At 54.4% G+C, this 20,177-nt stretch carries 23 protein-coding genes; 17 read left to right on the top strand and 6 right to left on the bottom strand.

What is annotated here, in order from left to right:
• The first annotated feature begins 2 nt into the window (after nucleotides 1-2).
• The 7 genes from hflC (at nucleotide 3) to ACYAC5_RS17055 (ending at nucleotide 8,398) form a co-directional block, all read left to right on the top strand.
• The gene (gene hflC, locus ACYAC5_RS17085; protein WP_101762865.1) at nucleotides 3-1,007 is read left to right on the top strand and encodes a protease modulator HflC; all 1,005 of its coding nucleotides are present in this window, start codon (nucleotides 3-5) and stop codon (nucleotides 1,005-1,007) included.
• Nucleotides 1,008-1,064: 57 nt separating this feature from the next.
• A complete protein-coding gene (locus tag ACYAC5_RS17080) occupies nucleotides 1,065-1,262 on the top strand; it encodes a DUF2065 domain-containing protein (RefSeq protein ID WP_008103612.1) in 198 nt (65 codons plus the stop codon).
• Nucleotides 1,263-1,442: 180 nt separating this feature from the next.
• Complete coding sequence (locus tag ACYAC5_RS17075) at nucleotides 1,443-2,741, top strand: adenylosuccinate synthase (protein WP_192412263.1); 1,299 nt, start codon at nucleotides 1,443-1,445, stop codon at nucleotides 2,739-2,741.
• 191 nt (nucleotides 2,742-2,932) lie between these two features.
• Nucleotides 2,933-3,376 (top strand): nitric oxide-sensing transcriptional repressor NsrR, encoded by a 444-nt coding sequence (nsrR, locus tag ACYAC5_RS17070; RefSeq protein WP_008103609.1) that lies wholly within the window; start codon nucleotides 2,933-2,935, stop codon nucleotides 3,374-3,376.
• Between the two features lie 16 nt (nucleotides 3,377-3,392).
• Nucleotides 3,393-5,843: a ribonuclease R gene (rnr, locus tag ACYAC5_RS17065; protein WP_192412261.1), complete on the top strand. Its 2,451-nt coding sequence runs from the start codon at nucleotides 3,393-3,395 to the stop codon at nucleotides 5,841-5,843.
• A gap of 108 nt (nucleotides 5,844-5,951) precedes the next feature.
• Entirely contained in the window at nucleotides 5,952-6,686 is a 735-nt protein-coding gene (gene rlmB / locus ACYAC5_RS17060) for a 23S rRNA (guanosine(2251)-2'-O)-methyltransferase RlmB (protein ID WP_101762868.1), read from the top strand.
• 83 nt (nucleotides 6,687-6,769) lie between these two features.
• Nucleotides 6,770-8,398, top strand: coding sequence for an isovaleryl-CoA dehydrogenase (locus tag ACYAC5_RS17055; RefSeq protein ID WP_462062050.1), 1,629 nt, complete (start codon nucleotides 6,770-6,772; stop codon nucleotides 8,396-8,398).
• On the opposite strand, the gene bsmA is transcribed toward ACYAC5_RS17055, so the two are convergent.
• Together bsmA and ACYAC5_RS17045 are read right to left on the bottom strand one after the other, a co-directional pair.
• The gene (gene bsmA / locus ACYAC5_RS17050) at nucleotides 8,372-8,698 is read right to left on the bottom strand and encodes a biofilm peroxide resistance protein BsmA (protein WP_192236131.1); all 327 of its coding nucleotides are present in this window, start codon (nucleotides 8,696-8,698) and stop codon (nucleotides 8,372-8,374) included. The genes ACYAC5_RS17055 and bsmA overlap by 27 nt on opposite strands.
• A gap of 54 nt (nucleotides 8,699-8,752) precedes the next feature.
• Nucleotides 8,753-10,684 (bottom strand): methyl-accepting chemotaxis protein, encoded by a 1,932-nt coding sequence (locus ACYAC5_RS17045; RefSeq protein ID WP_192412257.1) that lies wholly within the window; start codon nucleotides 10,682-10,684, stop codon nucleotides 8,753-8,755.
• A 158-nt stretch (nucleotides 10,685-10,842) separates the two neighbouring features.
• On the opposite strand from ACYAC5_RS17045, the gene yjfP reads away from it, so the two are divergent.
• Nucleotides 10,843-11,592 carry an esterase gene (yjfP, locus tag ACYAC5_RS17040; RefSeq protein WP_110867431.1) on the top strand — a complete coding sequence of 250 codons (750 nt, stop codon included), beginning with the start codon at nucleotides 10,843-10,845 and terminating at the stop codon, nucleotides 11,590-11,592.
• 46 nt (nucleotides 11,593-11,638) lie between these two features.
• On the opposite strand, the gene ACYAC5_RS17035 is transcribed toward yjfP, so the two are convergent.
• Nucleotides 11,639-11,848, bottom strand: coding sequence for a hypothetical protein (locus ACYAC5_RS17035; protein ID WP_192412255.1), 210 nt, complete (start codon nucleotides 11,846-11,848; stop codon nucleotides 11,639-11,641).
• A 386-nt stretch (nucleotides 11,849-12,234) separates the two neighbouring features.
• Here ACYAC5_RS17035 and rpsF point away from each other — a divergent pair, with 386 nt between their 5' ends.
• From rpsF to rplI, 4 genes are read left to right on the top strand one after another with little or no spacing between them, the layout of a single operon-like run.
• Complete coding sequence (gene rpsF, locus ACYAC5_RS17030) at nucleotides 12,235-12,630, top strand: 30S ribosomal protein S6 (protein WP_101762874.1); 396 nt, start codon at nucleotides 12,235-12,237, stop codon at nucleotides 12,628-12,630.
• A 6-nt stretch (nucleotides 12,631-12,636) separates the two neighbouring features.
• A complete protein-coding gene (gene priB, locus ACYAC5_RS17025) occupies nucleotides 12,637-12,954 on the top strand; it encodes a primosomal replication protein N (protein ID WP_007892027.1) in 318 nt (105 codons plus the stop codon).
• A gap of 4 nt (nucleotides 12,955-12,958) precedes the next feature.
• Nucleotides 12,959-13,186, top strand: a complete 228-nt coding sequence (gene rpsR / locus ACYAC5_RS17020) for a 30S ribosomal protein S18 (RefSeq protein WP_002210155.1) — start codon at nucleotides 12,959-12,961, stop codon at nucleotides 13,184-13,186.
• 39 nt (nucleotides 13,187-13,225) lie between these two features.
• Nucleotides 13,226-13,675: a 50S ribosomal protein L9 gene (rplI, locus tag ACYAC5_RS17015; protein ID WP_008103594.1), complete on the top strand. Its 450-nt coding sequence runs from the start codon at nucleotides 13,226-13,228 to the stop codon at nucleotides 13,673-13,675.
• A gap of 179 nt (nucleotides 13,676-13,854) precedes the next feature.
• Here the strand turns inward: rplI and ACYAC5_RS17010 are convergent, their stop codons facing one another.
• Nucleotides 13,855-14,508 carry a LysM-like peptidoglycan-binding domain-containing protein gene (locus tag ACYAC5_RS17010; protein ID WP_158238609.1) on the bottom strand — a complete coding sequence of 218 codons (654 nt, stop codon included), beginning with the start codon at nucleotides 14,506-14,508 and terminating at the stop codon, nucleotides 13,855-13,857.
• A 216-nt stretch (nucleotides 14,509-14,724) separates the two neighbouring features.
• Between ACYAC5_RS17010 and fklB the strand changes: the two genes are divergently transcribed.
• The 3 genes from fklB to ACYAC5_RS16995 all read left to right on the top strand — a co-directional run bounded on the left by fklB (nucleotide 14,725) and on the right by ACYAC5_RS16995 (nucleotide 16,028).
• Nucleotides 14,725-15,345, top strand: a complete 621-nt coding sequence (gene fklB, locus ACYAC5_RS17005; protein WP_008103590.1) for an FKBP-type peptidyl-prolyl cis-trans isomerase — start codon at nucleotides 14,725-14,727, stop codon at nucleotides 15,343-15,345.
• A gap of 128 nt (nucleotides 15,346-15,473) precedes the next feature.
• Complete coding sequence (locus ACYAC5_RS17000; protein WP_192412251.1) at nucleotides 15,474-15,722, top strand: type II toxin-antitoxin system Phd/YefM family antitoxin; 249 nt, start codon at nucleotides 15,474-15,476, stop codon at nucleotides 15,720-15,722.
• A complete protein-coding gene (locus tag ACYAC5_RS16995; RefSeq protein WP_192412249.1) occupies nucleotides 15,723-16,028 on the top strand; it encodes a type II toxin-antitoxin system RelE/ParE family toxin in 306 nt (101 codons plus the stop codon).
• Between the two features lie 3 nt (nucleotides 16,029-16,031).
• On the opposite strand, the gene ACYAC5_RS16990 is transcribed toward ACYAC5_RS16995, so the two are convergent.
• Nucleotides 16,032-17,978 carry a bifunctional 2',3'-cyclic-nucleotide 2'-phosphodiesterase/3'-nucleotidase gene (locus ACYAC5_RS16990; RefSeq protein ID WP_192412247.1) on the bottom strand — a complete coding sequence of 649 codons (1,947 nt, stop codon included), beginning with the start codon at nucleotides 17,976-17,978 and terminating at the stop codon, nucleotides 16,032-16,034.
• A gap of 293 nt (nucleotides 17,979-18,271) precedes the next feature.
• Between ACYAC5_RS16990 and cysQ the strand changes: the two genes are divergently transcribed.
• On the top strand, nucleotides 18,272-19,018 hold the full coding sequence (gene cysQ / locus ACYAC5_RS16985) for a 3'(2'),5'-bisphosphate nucleotidase CysQ (RefSeq protein ID WP_101762878.1): 747 nt from the start codon (nucleotides 18,272-18,274) through the stop codon (nucleotides 19,016-19,018).
• Nucleotides 19,019-19,053: 35 nt separating this feature from the next.
• Here cysQ and ACYAC5_RS16980 read toward each other — a convergent pair whose 3' ends face one another.
• Nucleotides 19,054-19,617 (bottom strand): YtfJ family protein, encoded by a 564-nt coding sequence (locus ACYAC5_RS16980; RefSeq protein WP_101762879.1) that lies wholly within the window; start codon nucleotides 19,615-19,617, stop codon nucleotides 19,054-19,056.
• Nucleotides 19,618-19,930: 313 nt separating this feature from the next.
• Between ACYAC5_RS16980 and ACYAC5_RS16975 the strand changes: the two genes are divergently transcribed.
• Nucleotides 19,931-20,137: a DUF1107 domain-containing protein gene (locus tag ACYAC5_RS16975; RefSeq protein ID WP_007892150.1), complete on the top strand. Its 207-nt coding sequence runs from the start codon at nucleotides 19,931-19,933 to the stop codon at nucleotides 20,135-20,137.
• Nucleotides 20,138-20,177 lie beyond the last annotated feature (40 nt).

Here is a 20,177-nt window from a genome sequence, read left to right as displayed (position 1 = left end):
CGATGCGTAAGCCAATCATCGCCGTAATTATTGTAGTGCTGGTGGTGCTTTACGCGTCACTGTTCGTGGTGCAGGAAGGCCAACGCGGCATCGTGCTGCGCTTTGGTAAGGTTCTGCGTGATGACGAAAACAAACCGCTGGTGTACGCACCGGGTCTGCATTTCAAAATTCCGTTTATCGAAACCATGAAATCACTGGATGCGCGCATTCAGACCATGGATAACCAGGCTGACCGCTTTGTTACCAAAGAGAAAAAAGACCTGATCGTTGATTCTTATATCAAGTGGCGCATCAGTGACTTCAGCCGTTACTACCTGGCAACCGGTGGTGGCGACGTTTCTCAGGCAGAAGTGCTGCTGAAACGTAAGTTCAGTGACCGTCTGCGTTCTGAAATGGGTCGTCTGGATGTGAAAGACATCGTGACCGATTCACGTGGCCGTTTAACCACCGACGTGCGTGATGCCCTGAACACCGGCAGCGCTGGCAATGATGATGACGTTCAGACGCCAGCAGCGGATGATGCGATTGCGAGTGCGGCAGCACGTGTAGAACGTGAAACCAACAGCAGTGAGCCGGCACCAAACCCGAACAGCATGGCTGCGTTAGGTATTGAAGTTGTCGACGTGCGCATCAAACAGATCAACCTGCCGACTGAAGTGTCTGACGCGATCTACAACCGTATGCGCGCCGAGCGTGAAGCGGTAGCGCGTAGTCAGCGTTCACAAGGTCAGGAAGAGGCAGAGAAACTGCGTGCACAGGCCGATTATCAGGTTACGCGCACGCTGGCAGAAGCACAGCGTGAAGCGCTGATTTCGCGCGGTGAAGGTGATGGTGAAGCGGCAAAACTGTTTGCTGATGCCTTCAGCCAGGATCCGGATTTCTATGCCTTTATCCGCAGCCTGCGCGCCTATGAGAATAGCTTCTCAGACAATCAGGATGTGCTGGTGCTGAGCCCGGATAGCGATTTCTTCCGCTATATGAAAGCGCCCTCTAACGCCACGCGTTAAGAACTGATATAAAGTCCAGGCCGACAATGTTGTCGGCCTTTTTTTTGGGAAAAAATCATGAACTCAACCATCTGGATGGCGCTGGCTTTGGTTTTGGTGCTGGAAGGACTTGGACCGATGTTTATGCCACGTGCGTGGCGGCGGATGATTCTGGCGATGACGCAGTTGCCCGATCGTCTCTTGCATCGTTTTGGTGGCGGTTTAGTGGTGGCCGGCGTGGTGATTTACGCCATGATCAGCATGCATGCGCGTTAATCAGCCTGAAATTATGTGAGGCCGCCCGACTCAATTGTGTCTGTTGGCCGCTGTTCCCCCAACATGTTGTGAGCTGAGCAAAACTCAGGCAAAAAACAGCGCAATCGTATGCTAAAAGTGCTGAAAGAGTAAAAGTCAGGTGGTAGAATCCATTTTTAAGCAATCGGTGATTTTGAAAAAATGGGTAAGAACGTCGTCGTACTGGGCACCCAATGGGGTGACGAAGGTAAAGGTAAGATCGTAGACCTTCTGACAGAGCGCGCGAATTACGTCGTGCGTTACCAAGGTGGCCATAATGCAGGCCACACACTTGTCATCAACGGTGAAAAAACCGTCCTCCACTTAATTCCATCTGGCATTCTGCGTGAAAACGTTATCAGCATCATTGGTAACGGCGTTGTCCTGTCGCCTGAAGCGCTGATGAAAGAGATGAAAGGTCTGGAAGAGCGCGGTGTGCCGGTACGTGAACGTCTGTTGATCTCTGAAGCCTGCCCATTGATTCTGCAGTACCACGTAGCAATGGATGTGGCGCGCGAAAAAGCGCGTGGCGCTAAAGCTATCGGCACCACCGGTCGCGGTATCGGTCCTGCCTATGAAGATAAAGTGGCACGTCGCGGTCTGCGCGTGAGCGATCTCTTCAACAAAGAAACCTTTGCGGTGAAGCTGAAAGAGATCGTCGATTTCTACAACTTCCAGCTGGTTAACTATTACAAAACCGACGCAGTTGACTACGAAAAAGTGCTGAGTGATACGCTGGCGGTGGCCGATATCATTACCAGCATGGTGGTTGATGTGTCTGATCTGCTGGACGGCGCGCGCAAGCGTGGCGACCTGATCATGTTTGAAGGTGCGCAGGGTACGCTGCTGGATATCGACCACGGTACCTATCCATACGTGACCTCCTCAAACACCACCGCAGGTGGCGTAGCGACGGGTTCAGGTATTGGTCCACGCTATGTTGATTACGTGCTGGGTATCGTGAAAGCCTACTCAACGCGCGTGGGTGCCGGTCCATTCCCGACCGAACTGTTCGATGAAACCGGCGAGTTCCTGTGTGCTCAAGGTAACGAGTTCGGCGCGACCACCGGTCGTCGTCGTCGTACCGGCTGGCTGGATGCGGTTGCCGTTCGCCGTGCCGTACAGATCAACTCCCTGTCAGGTTTCTGCATGACCAAACTGGACGTGCTGGATGGCCTGAAAGAAGTGAAAATCTGTGTGGCTTATCGCATGCCAGATGGCCGCGAAATGACCACCACGCCGCTGGCAGCTGAAGGCTGGGAAGGCATTGAGCCGATTTACGAAACCATGCCAGGCTGGAGCGAGACCACATTCGGCGTTAAGACGCTGGAAGGTCTGCCGCAAGCTGCACGTGACTACATCAAACGTGTAGAAGAAGTGACCGGTGTGCCGATTGATATTATTTCTACCGGCCCAGACCGCAGTGAGACCATGATTCTGCGCGACCCGTTCGACGCATAATCTCCTCAGGCCGGACTCTGTCCGGCCTTTGTATTTCTAATCTTTGACTCCACTCACTCTATTTTTTCTTGCAAATATCGATACTTGCCGGAAAAAAACGCACCGGCCACCACGCTCTGGTTTATCATCATATTTAAACATCACGCCGACCGGCGCATAACCATAACGTTCGATGATTCACTGAGGTATATGTGCAGCTAACAAGTTTTACCGATTATGGTCTGCGTGCCCTGATTTACATGGCGACGTTACCGGAAGGTAAGCAGACCAACATTACCGAAGTCACCGATACCTACGGGGTGTCGCGTAACCATATGGTTAAAATCATCAATCAACTTAGCCGGGCTGGCTTTGTCGCCGCAACACGCGGTAAAAACGGCGGAATTCGTTTAGGCATGGACCCGGAAAAAATCGTCATTGGCGATGTGGTGCGAAGAATGGAGCCATTGCAGCTCGTGAACTGCGACGAGTGTGTGATCACGCCAGCCTGTCGTTTGCGTAAAGCATTGCACGATGCGGTCCAGCTATTCCTCAAGGAACTGGACAAGTATACGCTGGCCGATTTGGTCAAAGATAACGATTCGCTGTACCAACTTTTATTGTCCGAACCGCCGGTGGCAATCCAAATTAAATGACATCGGAGGAACCGTAATGTCAAAAGATCCTTATCAGGATAGAGAAGCTGAAAAATACGAAAACCCAATTCCAAGCCGCGAATTTATTCTGGCACTGCTGGAAAAACGCGAAAAGCCGACCAGCCGCGATGACATCGCGCAGGAATTGAATATCACCAGCGAAGAGCAGCTGGAAGCGCTGCGTCGTCGTCTGCGCGCCATGGAGCGTGATGGCCAGCTGGTGTTTACTCGCCGTCAATGTTACGCCCTGCCAGAACGTCTTGATCTGCTTCGCGGTAAAGTGATTGGCCATCGCGATGGCTATGGCTTCCTGCGCGTAGAAGGTCAGAAAGATGATTTCTATCTCTCTGCTGAGCAGATGAAATTCTGCCTGCACGGCGACGTGATTCTGGCGCAGCCAGGCAGCGCCGATCGTAAAGGTCGTCGTGAAGCGCGCGTGGTGCGCGTGCTTGAGCCACGTAACAGCCAGATCGTCGGCCGCTACTTTACCGATGCAGGTACCGGTTTTGTGGTGCCGGATGACAGCCGCCTGAGTTTCGACATCCTGATCCCGCAAGAAGAAACGCTTAACGCGCGTATGGGTTCAGTGGTGGTGGTTGAAATCACCCAACGTGCGACGCGTCGCACCAAAGCGATCGGCAAAGTGACCGAGCTGCTGGGTGACGATATGGGCACCAGCCTTGCGGTCGATATGGCGGTGCGCACCCATGAAATCCCGCACACATGGCCGGAAGAAGTTGAGAAGCAGATCGCTAAGCTGAAAGAAGAAGTACCGGAAGAAGCGAAGCTGGGACGTGTTGATTTACGTAAGTTGCCGCTGGTCACCATTGATGGTGAAGATGCGCGTGACTTTGATGATGCGGTTTTCTGCGAGAAGAAACGCGGCGGCGGCTGGCGTTTATGGGTGGCGATTGCCGACGTCAGCTATTACGTGCGTCCGGGCACGCCGCTGGACGATGAAGCGCATCAGCGCGGCACCTCGGTCTATTTCCCGTCGCAGGTTATCCCGATGCTGCCGGAGATTCTCTCCAACGGCTTGTGCTCGCTGAATCCGCAGGTTGATCGTTTGTGCATGGTGTGTGAGATGACCATCTCCTCCAGCGGCAAACTTACCGGTTTCAAACACTATGAAGCGGTGATGAATTCCCATGCGCGACTGACCTACAACAAAGTGTGGAACATTCTGCAAGGTGATGCCGATCTGCGTGAACAATACGCGGCGCAGGTTCCCCATCTGCACGAGTTGCACAACATGTATCAGGTGCTGGAAACCGCGCGTGAGCAGCGTGGCGGCATTTCGTTTGAGACCGATGAACCCAAGTTCATCTTCAACGCCGAGCGTCGCATTGAGCGCGTTGAGCGCACCTCACGCAATGATGCGCATAAGCTGATTGAAGAGTGTATGATTCTCGCCAACATCGCCTCAGCGCGTTTTGTTGAGAAAAATGAAGAGCCTGCGCTGTTCCGCGATCACGATCGTCCAAGCGAAGACAGCATCAAAAGCTTCCGTACCGTACTGAACGAGCTGGGCTTAAGCCTGCCGGGTGGCACTAAGCCACACCCGACCGATTATGCCGCCTTGCTGAAGCAAGTGGCCGATCGCCCAGACGCAGAAATGCTGCAAACCATGCTGCTGCGTTCGATGAAACAGGCGGTTTACGATCCTGAGAACCGGGGTCACTTCGGCCTGGCGCTGGCGTCGTATGCGCACTTCACCTCGCCGATTCGCCGCTATCCGGATTTGCTGTTGCATCGCGCCATCAAATATCTGCTGGCAAAAGAGCGCGGCGAAGTGGACGGCATCACCACGCCGACCGGCGGCTATCACTACGACATGCAGCAGATGCTGCAGCTGGGCCAACACTGTTCACTGACCGAGCGCCGTGCTGATGAAGCCACGCGCGATGTTGCCGATTGGCTGAAGTGTGACTTCATGCAGGATCAGGTTGGCAACGTGTTCAACGGCGTGATCTCCAGCGTGACCGGCTTTGGTTTCTTCGTACGTCTTAACGAACTGTTTATCGATGGTTTGGTGCACGTCTCCTCGCTGGATAACGACTATTATCGCTTCGATGCGGTGGGTCAGCGTCTGATTGGTGAATCCGGCGGCCGTACTTATCGTCTGGGCGATGCGGTGGAAGTGCGGGTTGAAGCCGTGCATATGGACGAGCGTAAAATCGACTTCGCGCTGATCTCCAGCAAGCGTGTACCGCGCGGCGAAGGCAAAACCGAACGTGAGCGTGAGAAACGCGGCGGCAAGCCGCCAGCCAAGCGTCGTCGTGATGCCGGCAAGAAGGGCACTTTCGAACCTGATTCAGCGTTCCGCGGCGAAAAGAAAAAGCCTGCTGTTGCTGAAAAACCGGCTAAAACCGAGAAAAAAGGCAAAAAAGTCTCCGAGAAAACCCGTAAAATCGCCGCCGCCACCAAGTCTAAGCGCGCGTCGAAGAAGCAGCCTGACGAAGCCTGATAGTTTGGTCGCCTTGCAGGGCGACCTGACGAAACCGTTGTAGGGTGCGCATTCATGCGCACCTGAATCTCCGTATTCAACGATCTAAATCCAACCTTGAGCAAAGTAATGAGTGAAATAATTTTTGGTATTCATAGCGTGCAGGCGCTGCTGGAGCGCGATCCTCAGCGTTTTCAGGAAGTCTTTATCCTTAAAGGCCGCGACGATCGTCGCCTGCAGCCGCTGATCCTCGCACTGGAAGCTCAGGGAATCCCGGTGCAGGTGGCGAACCGTCAATGGCTCGATAGCCAGGTTGAAGGCGGCGTGCATCAGGGCATCGTGGCGCGCGTGAAGCCAGGCAAGCAGTATCAGGAGGGTGATTTACCGGATCTGCTGCAGAGCCTTGAGAAGCCGTTCCTGCTGGTGCTGGATGGCGTTACCGATCCGCACAACCTCGGTGCTTGCCTGCGTAGCGCGGATGCCGCGGGCGTGCATGCGGTCATCGTGCCAAAAGACCGTGCAGCACCGTTGAATGCCACCGCGAAGAAGGTGGCCAGCGGCGCAGCGGAAAACGTGCCGTTGATTCGCGTCACCAACCTGGCGCGCACCTTGCGCTTGCTGCAGGAATACCACGTCTGGGTGGTTGGTACCGCAGGCGAAGCCGATCACACCGTTTACCAAAGCAAAATGACCGGCCCAATGGCGCTGGTGATGGGCGCGGAAGGTGAAGGTATGCGTCGTTTAACGCGTGAGCATTGCGATGAGCTGATCAGCATCCCAATGGCAGGCAGCGTCTCGTCACTCAACGTGTCAGTTGCCACCGGCGTGTGCTTGTTCGAAGCCGTTCGTCAGCGTCAGGCGTGATCCCCGCCGCAAAAAATTTTCCAGGCCAGGCATAACTGCACATCCTCTTCATACTTGAAAAATGAGTATGAGGAGGACGTTATATGATTTGGACCACTCACACCGTATTTAATCAGCCCCATCCACTCAGTAACAGCAATCTGTTCACGCGCGATATCGCCCTGTGCGAGGCCGTTGCACGCGAAGGTGCCAGCTGGGATCGCGAATGGCTGGCTTCCGTCGGCTTGCAACTTGGCAGCGCCGAATCCCTTGAACTAGGCCGCTTAGCTAACGTCGAAGCGCCTGAACTGCTGCGCTACAACGCGCGCGGTGAACGCCTCGACGAAGTGCGTTTTCATCCCGCCTGGCATCTGCTGATGCAGGGATTATGCGCCAGTCGGATTCACAATCTCAGCTGGCAGCCCGACGTTCAGCCACAGGCGATGGTGGCGCGTGCCGCACGATTTATCCTGCATGCCCAAGTGGAAGCCGGCTCGCTCTGTCCGGTGACGATGACGCACGCCGCCATTCCGCTGCTGCAAAATCATCTGCCTGAACCCTACGCTGACTGGCGCGAAGCGCTGCTCAGCGATCGGTACGATGCGCATCATCTGCCGGGCAATAAGAAACGCGGCCTGCTGATTGGCATGGGCATGACGGAAAAACAGGGCGGCACCGATGTGTTGAGCAACACCACACGCGCCGAACCGCTCGGCGTGCGCGGGGCGGGCGAAGCGTATCGCATCACCGGCCATAAATGGTTTTTCTCGGTCCCGCAAAGCGATGCGCATCTGATTCTGGCGCAAACGTCACAGGGATCGAGTTGCTTCTTCCTGCCACGCTTGCTGCCGGACGGCACGCGCAACGCCATTCGCATCGAACGCCTTAAAGACAAGCTCGGCAATCGCTCCAACGCCAGTGCGGAGGTGGAATTTCAGGACGCTATCGGCTGGCTGATGGGCGAAGAGGGCGAAGGTGTGCGGCTGATCCTCAAGATGGGCGGCATGACGCGCTTCGACTGCGCGCTGGGCAGCCACGGACAGATGCGCCGTGCGCTGTCGATTGCCGTGCATCATGCGCAGCAGCGTCAGGTGATGGGCAAGAACCTTATCGATCAACCACTGATGCGCGCGGTGCTGGCGCAACAGGCGCTACAGCTGGAAGGGCAAACCGCACTGCTGCTGCGGCTGGCGCGCGCCTGGTCAACACCGGCCAGCGAACATGAGCGCTTATACGCACGCCTGTTCACACCCGCCGCCAAATATGTGATCTGCCAGGCGGGCATGCCTTTTGTGGCAGAAGCGATGGAAGTGTTGGGCGGCATTGGCTATTGCGAAGAGAGCGAGCTGCCGCGTCTTTATCGTGAGATGCCAGTGAATAGCATCTGGGAAGGCGCCGGCAATGTGATGTGCCTGGATGTCCTGCGGGTGCTCGGACGTCACGCCGAGGTGATGACCATGCTGCATGATGAGTTTGAGGCGGTGAAGGGCAGTAATCGTCACTTTGATCGCCGCTGGCGGCAATTACGCTTGCAGCTCGCGAACCCGCGCGAAGGGCAGGCACGCGAAATTACGCGCGAATTACTGCAGCTGGCGAGTGCCGCGATTTTGCTGAAAGTGGCAGAGCCGCCGCTGGCCGATGGCTGGTGTCAGCAGCAGCTTGATCTGCGCGGCACACGGGCATTAAGCGACGATCTCTGCGCGCGCTTACTGTTGCGCTGCAGCGCCGGTTGACGGCGCGCCATACAGAATGGCAGTGGCGTACCAGAAGCTGGGAAGGGTGGTTTCATCCAGCATCAGAATTTGATAGTAAACCGCCCCCGCCTGGTTGGCTTTCGCGGCAATAGCGCGCTGCGCATCATCCGGCGAGCCGCGTGTGGTGGTGGTGATAGTGCCGAGCTTCGGCAGGCCAATACTCTGCGCGCGTGAAATCTCCTGCGCGTGCTGCGTGGGCGGCGGCGGAGCTTGTGGCGTGGTGGTGAAAGCGGCGCAGCCGCTGAGCAGCAGCGTTAAGGCCAAATAGAGAGTACGCATAGCAACTCCTGAAGCAGGAAGATGGCTCAAGTGTAAGCCATCTTCCTGTGGCTTTTAGTCTTTCAAATGAAAAATGCTCACCAGCTGCGTCAGATGATGCCCTTTCTTACTCAGATGATTGGCGGTGGTTTCTGACTGGTTAATCATATCGCTGCTTTGATGCGTGGCCTGGCTGATGTGATTCATCGCCAGATTCACCTGACCAATGCCCGCCGCCTGTTCCTGCGCGGCAATATTGATCTCACCCATCAGCGTTTTAACCTGCTCGATGTGATTGACGATATGGCTCATCGCATCGCGCGTCTGCTCAGATAACGTATGGCCGGCCGCCACTTTATCGATGGAGCTGGCAATCAATCCATCAATCTCTTTGGCTGCCGTAGCACTGCGCTGTGCCAGCGCGCGCACTTCCGCCGCGACCACCGCAAAGCCTTTACCGTGTTCACCGGCGCGAGCGGCTTCAACCGCGGCATTAAGCGCCAGAATGTTGGTCTGGAAGGCGATCGACTCAATCACATGGGTGATATCGGCGATGCTCTGCGACGCCACGCGAATCTCCGACATGGTTTCCACCGAACGTGCCACGGTGCTGCCGCCTTGATTCACGGTATTAGCCGCTTCACCGACCAGCGCCATCGCCTGTCGCACGTTGGCAGCGGTTTGTGCCACGGTGGCGCCAAACTGCTCCATGCTGGCCGAGGTTTCCTCCACGCTGCTGGCCTGACGGCCAATCTGCTCGCTGATGCTGGAGCTGCTGGCGGCGATGGTATCGGTGCCGCTGCTGATTTCCCGCGCCGCCGAACGTACCTGACTAACGACTTTCTCCAGTCCATCGCCAATGCCGTTGATCGCGCTGACCAGCTGACCAATCTCATCACGACGTGAAGAGTCGAGATGTGCCTGCAGATTACCAGCGGCGTACTGTTCTGCCAGATGGATCACCTGCTGCAGCGGACGTGTGATGGCACGGCGGCTGTACCACATAAAACCAATGGCAAACGCGATCACCAACGCCAGGCCAATCGCCATAAACAGGTTACGGCTGTGCGTGATTGGCGCCAGCAGGCTGGCACGGCTCACTTCACCGGCGATAATCCAGTTCCAGCCTGGCAACTGCTGCCACGCCAGCAGTCTGGTTTCGCCATCCAGTTCAATCGCCACTAATCCCTTCGGCTGGCTAAGCAATTGCTGCTGCGTGGCGTTATCCCAGCGCGGCAGTTTGCCTTCAGCGTGACGATCAAACAGATATTGGCCCTGGCTGCTGCCCGGCGTCCCATTCAACACCGAGAAGGTGCCGCTGTCACCAAGATGGCGCGCCAGCACTTTGTCACGCATCAGCGCGTACTGCGCGTCGATCTGTACCCCGACGAACAGAATAGCGATTACCGCGCCGCTGCTATCCTGCACCGGCTGATACTGCGTGATGTAACGATGGCCAAACAGCGTCGCCAGGCCGCGATAGACCGTGCCCTGATTGACGCTGCGCCAGGCGGCGCTGCTGCGATCCAGTTTGGTGCCCACCGCGCGGCTGCCATCCTCTTTTTTCAGCGAGGTGGCGATGCGGATGTAATCTTCGCCGTCACGCACGAAGATGGTGGATACCGCACCAGTACGATCGAGAAAATCATCTACCGCGATCTGATCGAGGTTGAGGGTTTTCAATCCCGCTCGCAGCGTTGGCGTGCTGAATTCACCTACCTGCACACGTTCGCTGTCGTCACGACTAAAACGTTTTGGCAGGAAGCTTTGGAACAGTTTGGTGTAATTTGCCACCTCTTCCGACAGCGTGGCGTTGAACATGGTGGCCATTTCATTAATGCCTTGCACCTGATTCTGCATATCATCGGTTGCCAGCTGCTCCAGCTGACGTGCCGCGTTATGGCTCAGGGTCAAGGTCAGCGTAAATAGCACAATTGCCACGCTCAAAGACGTCAATACAGACAGCTTGATTCCGAGACCCATGGCGCTGAGAGAAAGACGCTTCATAAAGTACCTTTTGAGATTATTGAAGGGGTACAAGATCAACGGCAAAGTGGGCTAAATGTTTAGGGCAGAAATTATTCAAACTTAATGTGAAGTGGCTCGCATTTTGTCAGGCAGCGCTTACACTGAGTCCAGTGATAATCATTCTCAATGGAGGCGGTATGATTGAGTTGGCAACGGAGAATCTGGCAGGCATTGAATGTATTCATGCATCACCGGCCGGGCAGCGCCAGGCGCGCTTGCCGACGGTGTTGTTCTATCACGGTTTTACCTCATCGAAAGAGGTTTACAGCTACTTTGCCGTGGCGCTGGCGCAGGCCGGTTTCCGCGTGATTATGCCCGATGCGGACATGCACGGCGCACGTTACAACGGCGATACCGACGCGAGGATGACCCACTTCTGGGAGATCCTTAAACAGAACATCGATGAAGTGCCGTTGCTGGAAAAGGCGCTGCGTGATAACGACTGGATTGCGGATGAGCGTTTTGCCGTGGCAGGCGCCTCAATGGGCGGCATGACCGCGCTGGGCGCGATGGCACGCTATCCACAGATTCACAGCGTGGCGTGTTTGATGGGTTCCGGCTATTTCATGCAGCTGAGTCATACGCTGTTTCCGCCGCTGGTGGCGCGCACGCCAGAGCAGAAAGAGGCTTTTGCCGCGCGTTTAGCACCGCTGGCGCCGTATGATCCCAGCGAACAACTGGAGAAACTGGCGAATCGACCTTTACTGTTGTGGCACGGCGAAGCGGATGAAGTGGTGCCCTTTGCTGAAACGGCGCGTTTGCAGAAAGCCTTAGGCGAGGCAGAACTCGATCACCATGTGACCACGCTATCTGAAAAAAACATCGGCCATAAAATCACGCCTGCGGCCCTGACGGCGCTGGTCAGTTTCTTTAAACATCATTTATAAAAATGCGGGTTGGCGTGATTGGCGCCAGCCCGTTTAGGTTGCCGAATCAGAGTTGTGATGACAACCGTTCGGCGGCGCTGGTATTGGCACTGACTGGGTTACTGCTTGCAGGCGCATCCAGCCGATTGACGTAGACATAGCCTGATGCCGCGTTGCTGCTGTGACTTCTCATCTGCTGCGCGAAGTCAGCGGAGCTGGCAAGAGCGGGTGTAGACAGGAAGAGACCCAGTAAAGTGGCGAAAATGATCTTTTTCATTATCGACTCCTCACTCCAGGGATTGCACTCTCAGACGCGGCGAAAAGCGGAATTCGTTGCGCCTGTAAACAGTGTAGTTCTTAACCAATTTGCCGCCAGATCGTCCCTTTGAACGCCTTCTTCAGAGAATTTGATAAAACCTTCTCTAACTCACTGATGCATTTCACTTAGCACGAAAAGCCGCATCAGCTGGCACGATAGTCGCCATTTGATGAATTGTGCGCTTGAGTTTCCGCAAGGACGCCAGTATGATTACGCGTCAATTTTTCAGCTGCATTCAGAGGTGTGTTTCATTTTTTAAATGATTCGCAACCTATAACGTTCCTTGCTTCCGTGGGCCGCAGCTGACCCTGACAGGAGGCTGAATAATCCGTAAGGAGCTATCGATGCGTCATTACGAAATCGTATTTATGGTCCACCCTGACCAGAGCGAACAGGTTCCAGGTATGATCGAGCGTTACACTGGTGCTATCACCGGTGCACAGGGCACGATTCACCGTCTGGAAGACTGGGGCCGCCGTCAGCTGGCTTACCCAATCAACAAACTGCACAAAGCTCACTATGTTCTGATGAACGTAGAAGCGCCGCAGGAAGTGATTGACGAGCTGGAAACTAACTTCCGCTTCAACGACGCCGTTATCCGCAGCATGGTTATGCGCGTTAAGCACGCGGTAACTGAAGCATCTCCGATGGTTAAAGCTAAAGATGAGCGTCGTGATCGCCGCGAAGACTTTGCTAACGAATCGGCTGATGACTCAGATGCTGGGGATTCTGAAGAGTAATCCGACATGACGGCAAATCGACTGCGCCTGTCTGGCACTGTGTGCAAGACGCCGGTTCGAAAAGTCAGTCCGTCAGGGATTCCTCATTGCCAGTTCGTGCTTGAGCATCGTTCTGTGCAAGAGGAAGCCGGTTTCCACCGGCAAGCCTGGTGTCAAATGCCGGTGATTATCAGCGGCAGCACCCATCAGGTGATTACTCAACATATAACGGTCGGCACGCAACTCACTCTCGAAGGCTTTATTAGCTGCCATCAGGCACGCAATGGTCAGAGCAGAATGGTGTTACATGCCGAGCAGATTGATTTGATAGATTCTGGAGACTAGCCAAATGGCACGTTATTTCCGTCGTCGCAAGTTCTGCCGTTTCACCGCGGAAGGCGTTGTAGAGATTGATTACAAAGATATCGCTACACTGAAAAACTACATTACCGAAAGCGGTAAAATTGTCCCGAGCCGTATTACCGGTACTCGTGCAAAATACCAGCGCCAGCTCGCTCGTTGCATCAAGCGCGCTCGCTACCTGTCCCTGCTTCCGTACACTGATCGTCATCAGTAATCGGTAGTTGTCCATTAACGACTTTAAGAGGATAAGGTAATGCAAGTTATTCTGCTTGATAAAGTAGCAAACCTGGGCAGCCTGGGTGATCAGGTTAACGTTAAAGCGGGCTACGCTCGTAACTTCCTGGTTCCACAGGGTAAAGCTGTTCCTGCTACCAAGAAAAACGTTGAGTTCTTCGAAACACGTCGCGCTGAACTGGAAGCCAAACTGGCTGACGTTCTGGCTGCTGCTAACGCACGTGCAGAGAAAATCAACGCACTGGGCAACGTAACCATCGCGTCTAAATCAGGCGACGCTGGTAAGCTGTTCGGTTCCATCGGTACCCGTGACATCGCTGATGCAGTAACTGCAGCTGGCGTTGAAGTGGCTAAAAGCGAAGTTCGTCTTCCAGAAGGCGTACTGCGCACCACTGGTGAGCACGAAGTTGACTTCCAGATCCATAGCGAAGTCTTCGCTAAACTGGTTGTGAATGTAGTTGCTGAGTAATTGTTACTCTAAATAATTCAAGGTGCAGGAAGGCGGCAAGGGAATGAATCCCCTGAGCTTACTTCGGTAAGTGACAGGGGTGAATGAGCGTAGCCAACGCATCTGTAACTTGGATTATGACGAGTATACTCGGTAATGCGAAAACGCCGGCCATGTGCCGGCGTTTTTGTTTCTGCGTTTTACTGAGCGCGGATAAAGCTGCCATCTGGCTGGCGTGTAAACAGCACCGGACCGTTGCTGCCATCCACCGTTAAACCGGTCACCACGCCTTGCGCGTTCTGACGAATCTTCACCTGCTGACCATTCTGTAACGCACTCAGCGGCTGCCCATCACCTTCGACTCGCGCCATGGCAAACACATCATTCACCGGTAAATTATTGTCGCGGAACAGCTGTGCCAGTGTCTGGCCTGATGCCACATTATAGGTGCGCCACTCGCCCTGCGAATCGGTTTTCGCCGGCGTGTTTTGCTGTTGATTATTGTCGTAAATCTCCGCCTGCATCGGCACTTCTTTAGCGCCAGTGTCCGCCGGACGCTCAACCGGATATTGCGGCGTGCTGCTCGGCCAGAGAAACGCCAGCAGCAGCACCAGCAGGGCAATGACGATGCCGCGACGATGCAAAGCGGGTAGCGGATCCATCCAGCGCACATCATCCAGCAAATGCCAGACGCGCTGTAGTGCGGCGGGAACGCGGGAAGGGTGATCGGAAGCCATTCGTGAATCCTCCTCGCTGGCGGCCTGGCGCGGAATGCGCGGCAGCCAACGTTGCAACCAAGGTAATAAAGTACGCGGTGCGCGCGTCCTGCGACGTCGTGGGGCGATCTGGCCCATGTATTCTCTCTTGTTCCGACGGTGGCGGGTGAAAACCTCGCCACAGCTATAGTATGAGCAATGCTGACAGGAAGTGCCTGGCAGCATTGAAAAATTTGACCGCTGTATTGTTTCCGTTTCGCCGGGAAATGTCATCTGCGGCGCGTGAGATTTTACGCCAGCCGCCCGCGCTGGTATGCTGCCGGTTCTATTTTTCTCCGGGATTAAGGAATCAAGATGACGACCCCTTCATTCGACAGCGTCGAATCACAAGCAAGTTACGGTATCGGTTTACAGGTAGGCCAGCAGCTGCAAGAGTCTGGACTGCAGGGTCTGCAGCCAGAAGCACTGCTCGCCGGCCTGCGCGACGCGCTGGAAGGGAACTCACCGGCCGTCCCGGTTGACGTGGTACATCGCGCACTGCGTGAAGTGCACGAGCGCGCTGAAGGCGTGCGTCGTGAGCGTGTAGAAGCGATGGCGGCAGAAGGTCAGACTTTCCTTGAGCAGAACGCACAACGCGAAGGCGTAAGCAGCACCGAAACCGGTCTGCAGTTCAGTGTCATCACGCAGGGCGAAGGTCCAATTCCTTCACGTCAGGATCGTGTGCGCGTGCATTACACCGGCAAACTGATCGATGGCACGGTATTCGACAGCTCAGTCGCGCGTGGCGAACCCGCAGAATTCCCGGTTAGCGGCGTAATCGCCGGTTGGATCGAAGCGCTGACGCTGATGCCAGTCGGTTCCAAGTGGGAACTGGCGATTCCACACAACCTCGCTTACGGCGAACGCGGTGCTGGTGCTTCCATCCCGCCATTCAGCACCCTGATCTTTGAAGTTGAGCTGCTGGAAATTCTGTAAGTAGCCAAGTTGATTCTCAAAACCGGCACGCGATCGTGCCGGTTTTTTTATATCTGTAGAACAAGCTGGTTTTAAATTAATCAGCGCATATAATGTGCGAATCGAACGATTCACACGAAAGGTGCGGTATGTATTCACTTTCCGCCAACGAAGCCAAAACCCAATTTGGCGATATGCTGCTGAAAGCGCAGCGTGAGCCGGTCCAGATTAGCCGTAACGGAAAGCCGGTAGCAGTGGTCATCTCCGCTGAGGAGTATCAGGCGATAGAGGCCATGAAGCAGCAATTTCTGCAGGAAAAAATTGCCCGAGCCAGAAATGATATTGCCAACGCACAACTGACCGATGGTGAAACCTTTTTCGACCAATTGCTGGGTTAAATGGCTAATTATCAGCTTACGGATGAAGCGCGGCAGGATCTTGTCGATATTCGCCGGTTCACTATGCAGAACTGGGGCGATGCGCAATCAAAAATCTATTTAAGGCGTTTGCAGGAGACGTTACGCACGCTGGCAGAAATGCCGACATTGGGAAAAAGCAGAGCGCTGGATGTTGCAGAAGGTGTACTCAGCTTTCCCTATGTCAGTCACATGGTTTATTACCAGCCAGGCCAGAAAGGCATTATTATTTTGGCGGTATTACATCAGAGCAGGGTGCCAGCTACGCATCTGGCAACCCGCTTATAACAACTATTTCTTCTGCAAATCCACCTGCCACAACGCAAAACCTATCTCGTCGCTGCCCACCGCTTTCATCGGGTAATCGGCGTGCTGTTCGATAAACTTCGTCGCTTTCGCACCAGGCGCGGTTTCAAAACGGATATCCAGCGGCGTGGTGCTGTTAATCGGCGCTAAACGCCAGTTGTGATCGGCCTGCGGTTTCACTTCGCCATGCACTTTGGTTTCGCTGCTGATATAGGCGGCAACCACCGAGCGATTCTCATCCGGCGACGCGAAGGCGACATACTTATCGCCGGTGCCGGCAAACTTGCCGCCATAAGCGCGATAGTTATTGGTGGCGACCAGGAAACTGGCCTGAGGATCAATAGGTTTGCCTTGCCAGCTGAGATCCTTAATGCGCGAAGCCCCCTTGTTAATCAGCGAGCACTCTGCGTCATAGCGCGCCGGCTGCGTGACATCGATTTGATACTGCACGCCATCGATTACATCGAAGTTATAGGTACGGAAATCCCAGTTAATCAGCGCTTGCGGTTTGCTGCTGTGCGGATCGATTTGATTAAACTGCGCGGCTGAACACTCCAGCCACTCTTTCACCTGTGCACCGCTGACTTTCATCACCACCAGCGTATTGGGGTAGAGATAGAGATCGGCGGCGTTACGGAAAGTGAGGTTACCTTTCTCCACTTCGACATAGCTGGCGGGATCGTTTTTGCGGCCGCCAGCTTTAAACGGCGCGGCGGCGGAGAGCACCGGCAAGCGGCCAAGATCAGGATCGCCCTGAATAAAGTGCTCGACGTAAGCGCGCTGCGCGTTGTTAACGATCTGCACCGTGGGATCGTCCTGCACCAGCGACAAGTAGCTGTACATCACGTCGGCGGATTTACCGATCGGTTTGGCAACAAAATCGCGCGTGGCGCGGTGATCCTGCTCCAGCACTTTCACCAGATCGGCATCTTCGGCAGCCAGCGATTTTTTCGCCGCGCTGTTATAAATTGGACGTGCCTCGGCTTTGCCCTGCGCAACCTGCCATTTGCCGCCCTCGTTATTCAGCACCAGATCGACCACACCCAGATGATCGCCCCACATACCGGGCATCACCGCCGGAATACCGTTAAGTGTGCCTTGGGCGATATCAGCGCCTTTAATTGCCGCAAACTCTTTGCTCGGGAAGACCGCGTGAGCGTGACCGAACATGATGGCGTTGATGCCAGCAACCTGGCTGAGGTAATAGACCGAATTTTCGGCCATGGCATGATAGGGTTCACTGCTCAAACCGGAGTGCGGAATAGCGATGATTATTTCAGCACCTTTTGCGCGCATTTCCGGCACATAGCGCTTCGCTGTTTCAGTGATGTCATCAACCCGCACTTTTCCCTGCAGATTGTTGCGATCCCAAACCATAATCTGCGGGGGAACGAAGCCGATGTAACCAATTTTCAGCGTATGCGGCTTACCGTCACGGTCTGTAACGGTGGTTTCCTTGATTAAGTAGGGCGTAAACAGTGGTTTTCCGCTCTTTTCATCGATAATGTTGGCGTTGACGTAAGGGAAACGCGCGCCGGCCAGCGCTTTTTGCAGATAAGGTAAACCGTAATTGAACTCATGATTACCGAGGTTTCCGACCGCGTAATCCAGCGTATTCATCGCTTTATATACCGGATGAACTTCGCCCGGTTTTAGCCCTTTCGCCGCCATGTAATCGCCCAGCGGACTGCCCTGAATAATATCGCCGTTATCGACCAGCACGCTGTTCTTCGCTTGCGCGCGGGCCTGCTGAATTAAGGTGGCGGTGCGTACCAGGCCAAATTTCTCCGTCGGCGTATCTTTGTAATAATCGAAATCCATCATATTGCTGTGCAGATCGGTGGTTTCCAGAATGCGCAGATCCACCGTAGCAGCCTGTACCGTGGCGGCAGTTATACAGAGTGCCAATAACGACATGCTCGCTTTGAACATCGCTTGCTCCTTGTTCGGTCCAATGGGCCTCTCAAAATAATGTAAAACCATGACGAATTATCATTTCAATTTGTGATGAAGCTCGGACTTTCATCCAATATCTCCCGCCGGGCCGCGCTAAAAGCGCATTCAGCATCCCGCCATAGCCGCCGATGATGAACTATGGTATTGATATTCAAATAGATTGCCGTAGCAGACAGCACAGTCGCAGGCTGTTGAATGACAACTGCTAAAATAAGGACAGATTGGCGGTTGGTGTCTGACAGGCAGAATCAGCGGAAAAGAGGTAAAGAATGTTAGATAAAATTTGTCAGCTGGCGCGTGATGCGGGCGATGCCATTATGCAGGTATATAACGGCGCAGAGCCGGTTGACGTGACCCGTAAGTCGGATGATTCTCCCGTTACCGCGGCCGATCTCGCGGCGCATCGCGTGATTGTGCAAGGTCTGACGGCGCTTTCGCCGGGGGTGCCGGTGCTATCTGAAGAGGATCCCCCGAGCTGGGACGTGCGTCAGCACTGGCAGAAATACTGGCTGGTCGATCCGCTCGATGGCACCAAAGAGTTCATCAAGCGCAACGGCGAGTTTACAGTCAACATTGCGCTGATCGAAAATGGCAAACCGGTATTGGGCGTGGTTTATGCGCCCGTGCTGGGCGTGATGTACTCGGCGGCTGAGGGTAAAGCCTGGAAAGAAGAGAACGGCCAGCAGACGCAGATTCATGCGCGTGAAGCGCGTCCACCATTAGTGGTGGTTAGCCGTTCGCATTTTGAGAGCGATACCGAGTTGCAGGAGTATTTGCACCAGCTCGGCGAGCATCAAACCACCGCGATTGGTTCATCGCTGAAGTTCTGTCTGGTAGCTGAAGGCAGCGCGCAACTCTATCCGCGCTTCGGGCCCACTAACATCTGGGATACCGGCGCAGGCCATGCGGTGGCGATTGCGGCTGGTGCGCATGTGCATGACTGGCAGGGGAAAACGCTGGATTACACGCCGCGAGAATCTTTCCTTAATCCCGGTTTCCGCGTTTCGCTGTTTTAAGATTTCATCGGGTCGCCATTGACGGCGACCTCCACTTACTTCTGCAACAACTCGTGAATTAACTTCATCGCCTGCTGCACTTCGTCCTGCGTCAGCGGACCATCTTTGACGTAGCGCACATGTGCGGTGTTATCCAGCACCACAATCGCGGATCCGCCTTTCTCCAGCTGCCAGGCCTGACGCGCGCTGCCGTTGCTATCGACGATAAACTGCGACCATGGGAACTGCTGCTTATTGCTCTCAAGGCTGCTGCGCACGAACATGCCGGTGCCCGGAATCGCATCGTCGGTATTGACGATAGTAGTGGTTTGATAACGATCGTGCGGCAGATGCGCAGCTTTGATGGCTTCAATTAACGCCGCATTCTGCTCTTTAGCAGAAGAGCGCCCGGCAATATGCAGGATAACGCGAACTTTTCCGCTTAGCTGCGCGCTATTCCAGGATTTGTAGCTAAACTTATCTTCATCTTGTTGATAAACCAGCTCTCCTTTGTCGTTAACGCCAACGGCTGGCACGCGTTCACCCAGTTTGAAGGCATGTGCCGCAGCCAGGCCCGGCAGCAAGAGTGCCAGTGCTATCACAGTGTGTCTCAAACGCATTTATTACTCTCCTTGGTGATCCGACCAGTTGTTCATGTTCCTGCAATATTAGGCGTGGATGATGCGTCTGTCGCAATGAGTTAACAGGTTTGCAACCTATGCCACAATTCCATAATGAGTGAAGGTTTATACTGGGTTTAGTGAGGCTGATAACAGAGTATTCTGTAATGATGTGTCAATTCAGTAAATAATTCACCTTTTCGGAACACGGCTAAGAAAGGATGCTCTATAGTTATGCCTCATTTGCGCTTCACGGGTTCGTACCAAATTTGGTGACGACGGAGCGTATTAAACATTTTAGGAGTTAAACAGCATGAAGATCTTCCAGCGCTATAATCCGCTGCAAATTGCGAAATATGTCAAAACGCTATTTAGAGGAAGGTTGTACATCAAGGACGTGGGCGCGTTCGAGTTTGATAAGGGCAAAGTGATGTTGCCGCGTGTCAAAGATAAACAGCATCTTAGCGTGATGTCAGAAATCAATCGCCAGGTGCTGCGGCTGCAAGCCGAGTACAACTAAGTAAGCATAAGAAAGGGCGCCGATGGCGCCCTCAGTTTTT

It is taken from the genome of Pantoea sp. y20, assembly GCF_054903455.1.
This window is presented reverse-complemented; position numbering and strand designations above follow the sequence as displayed.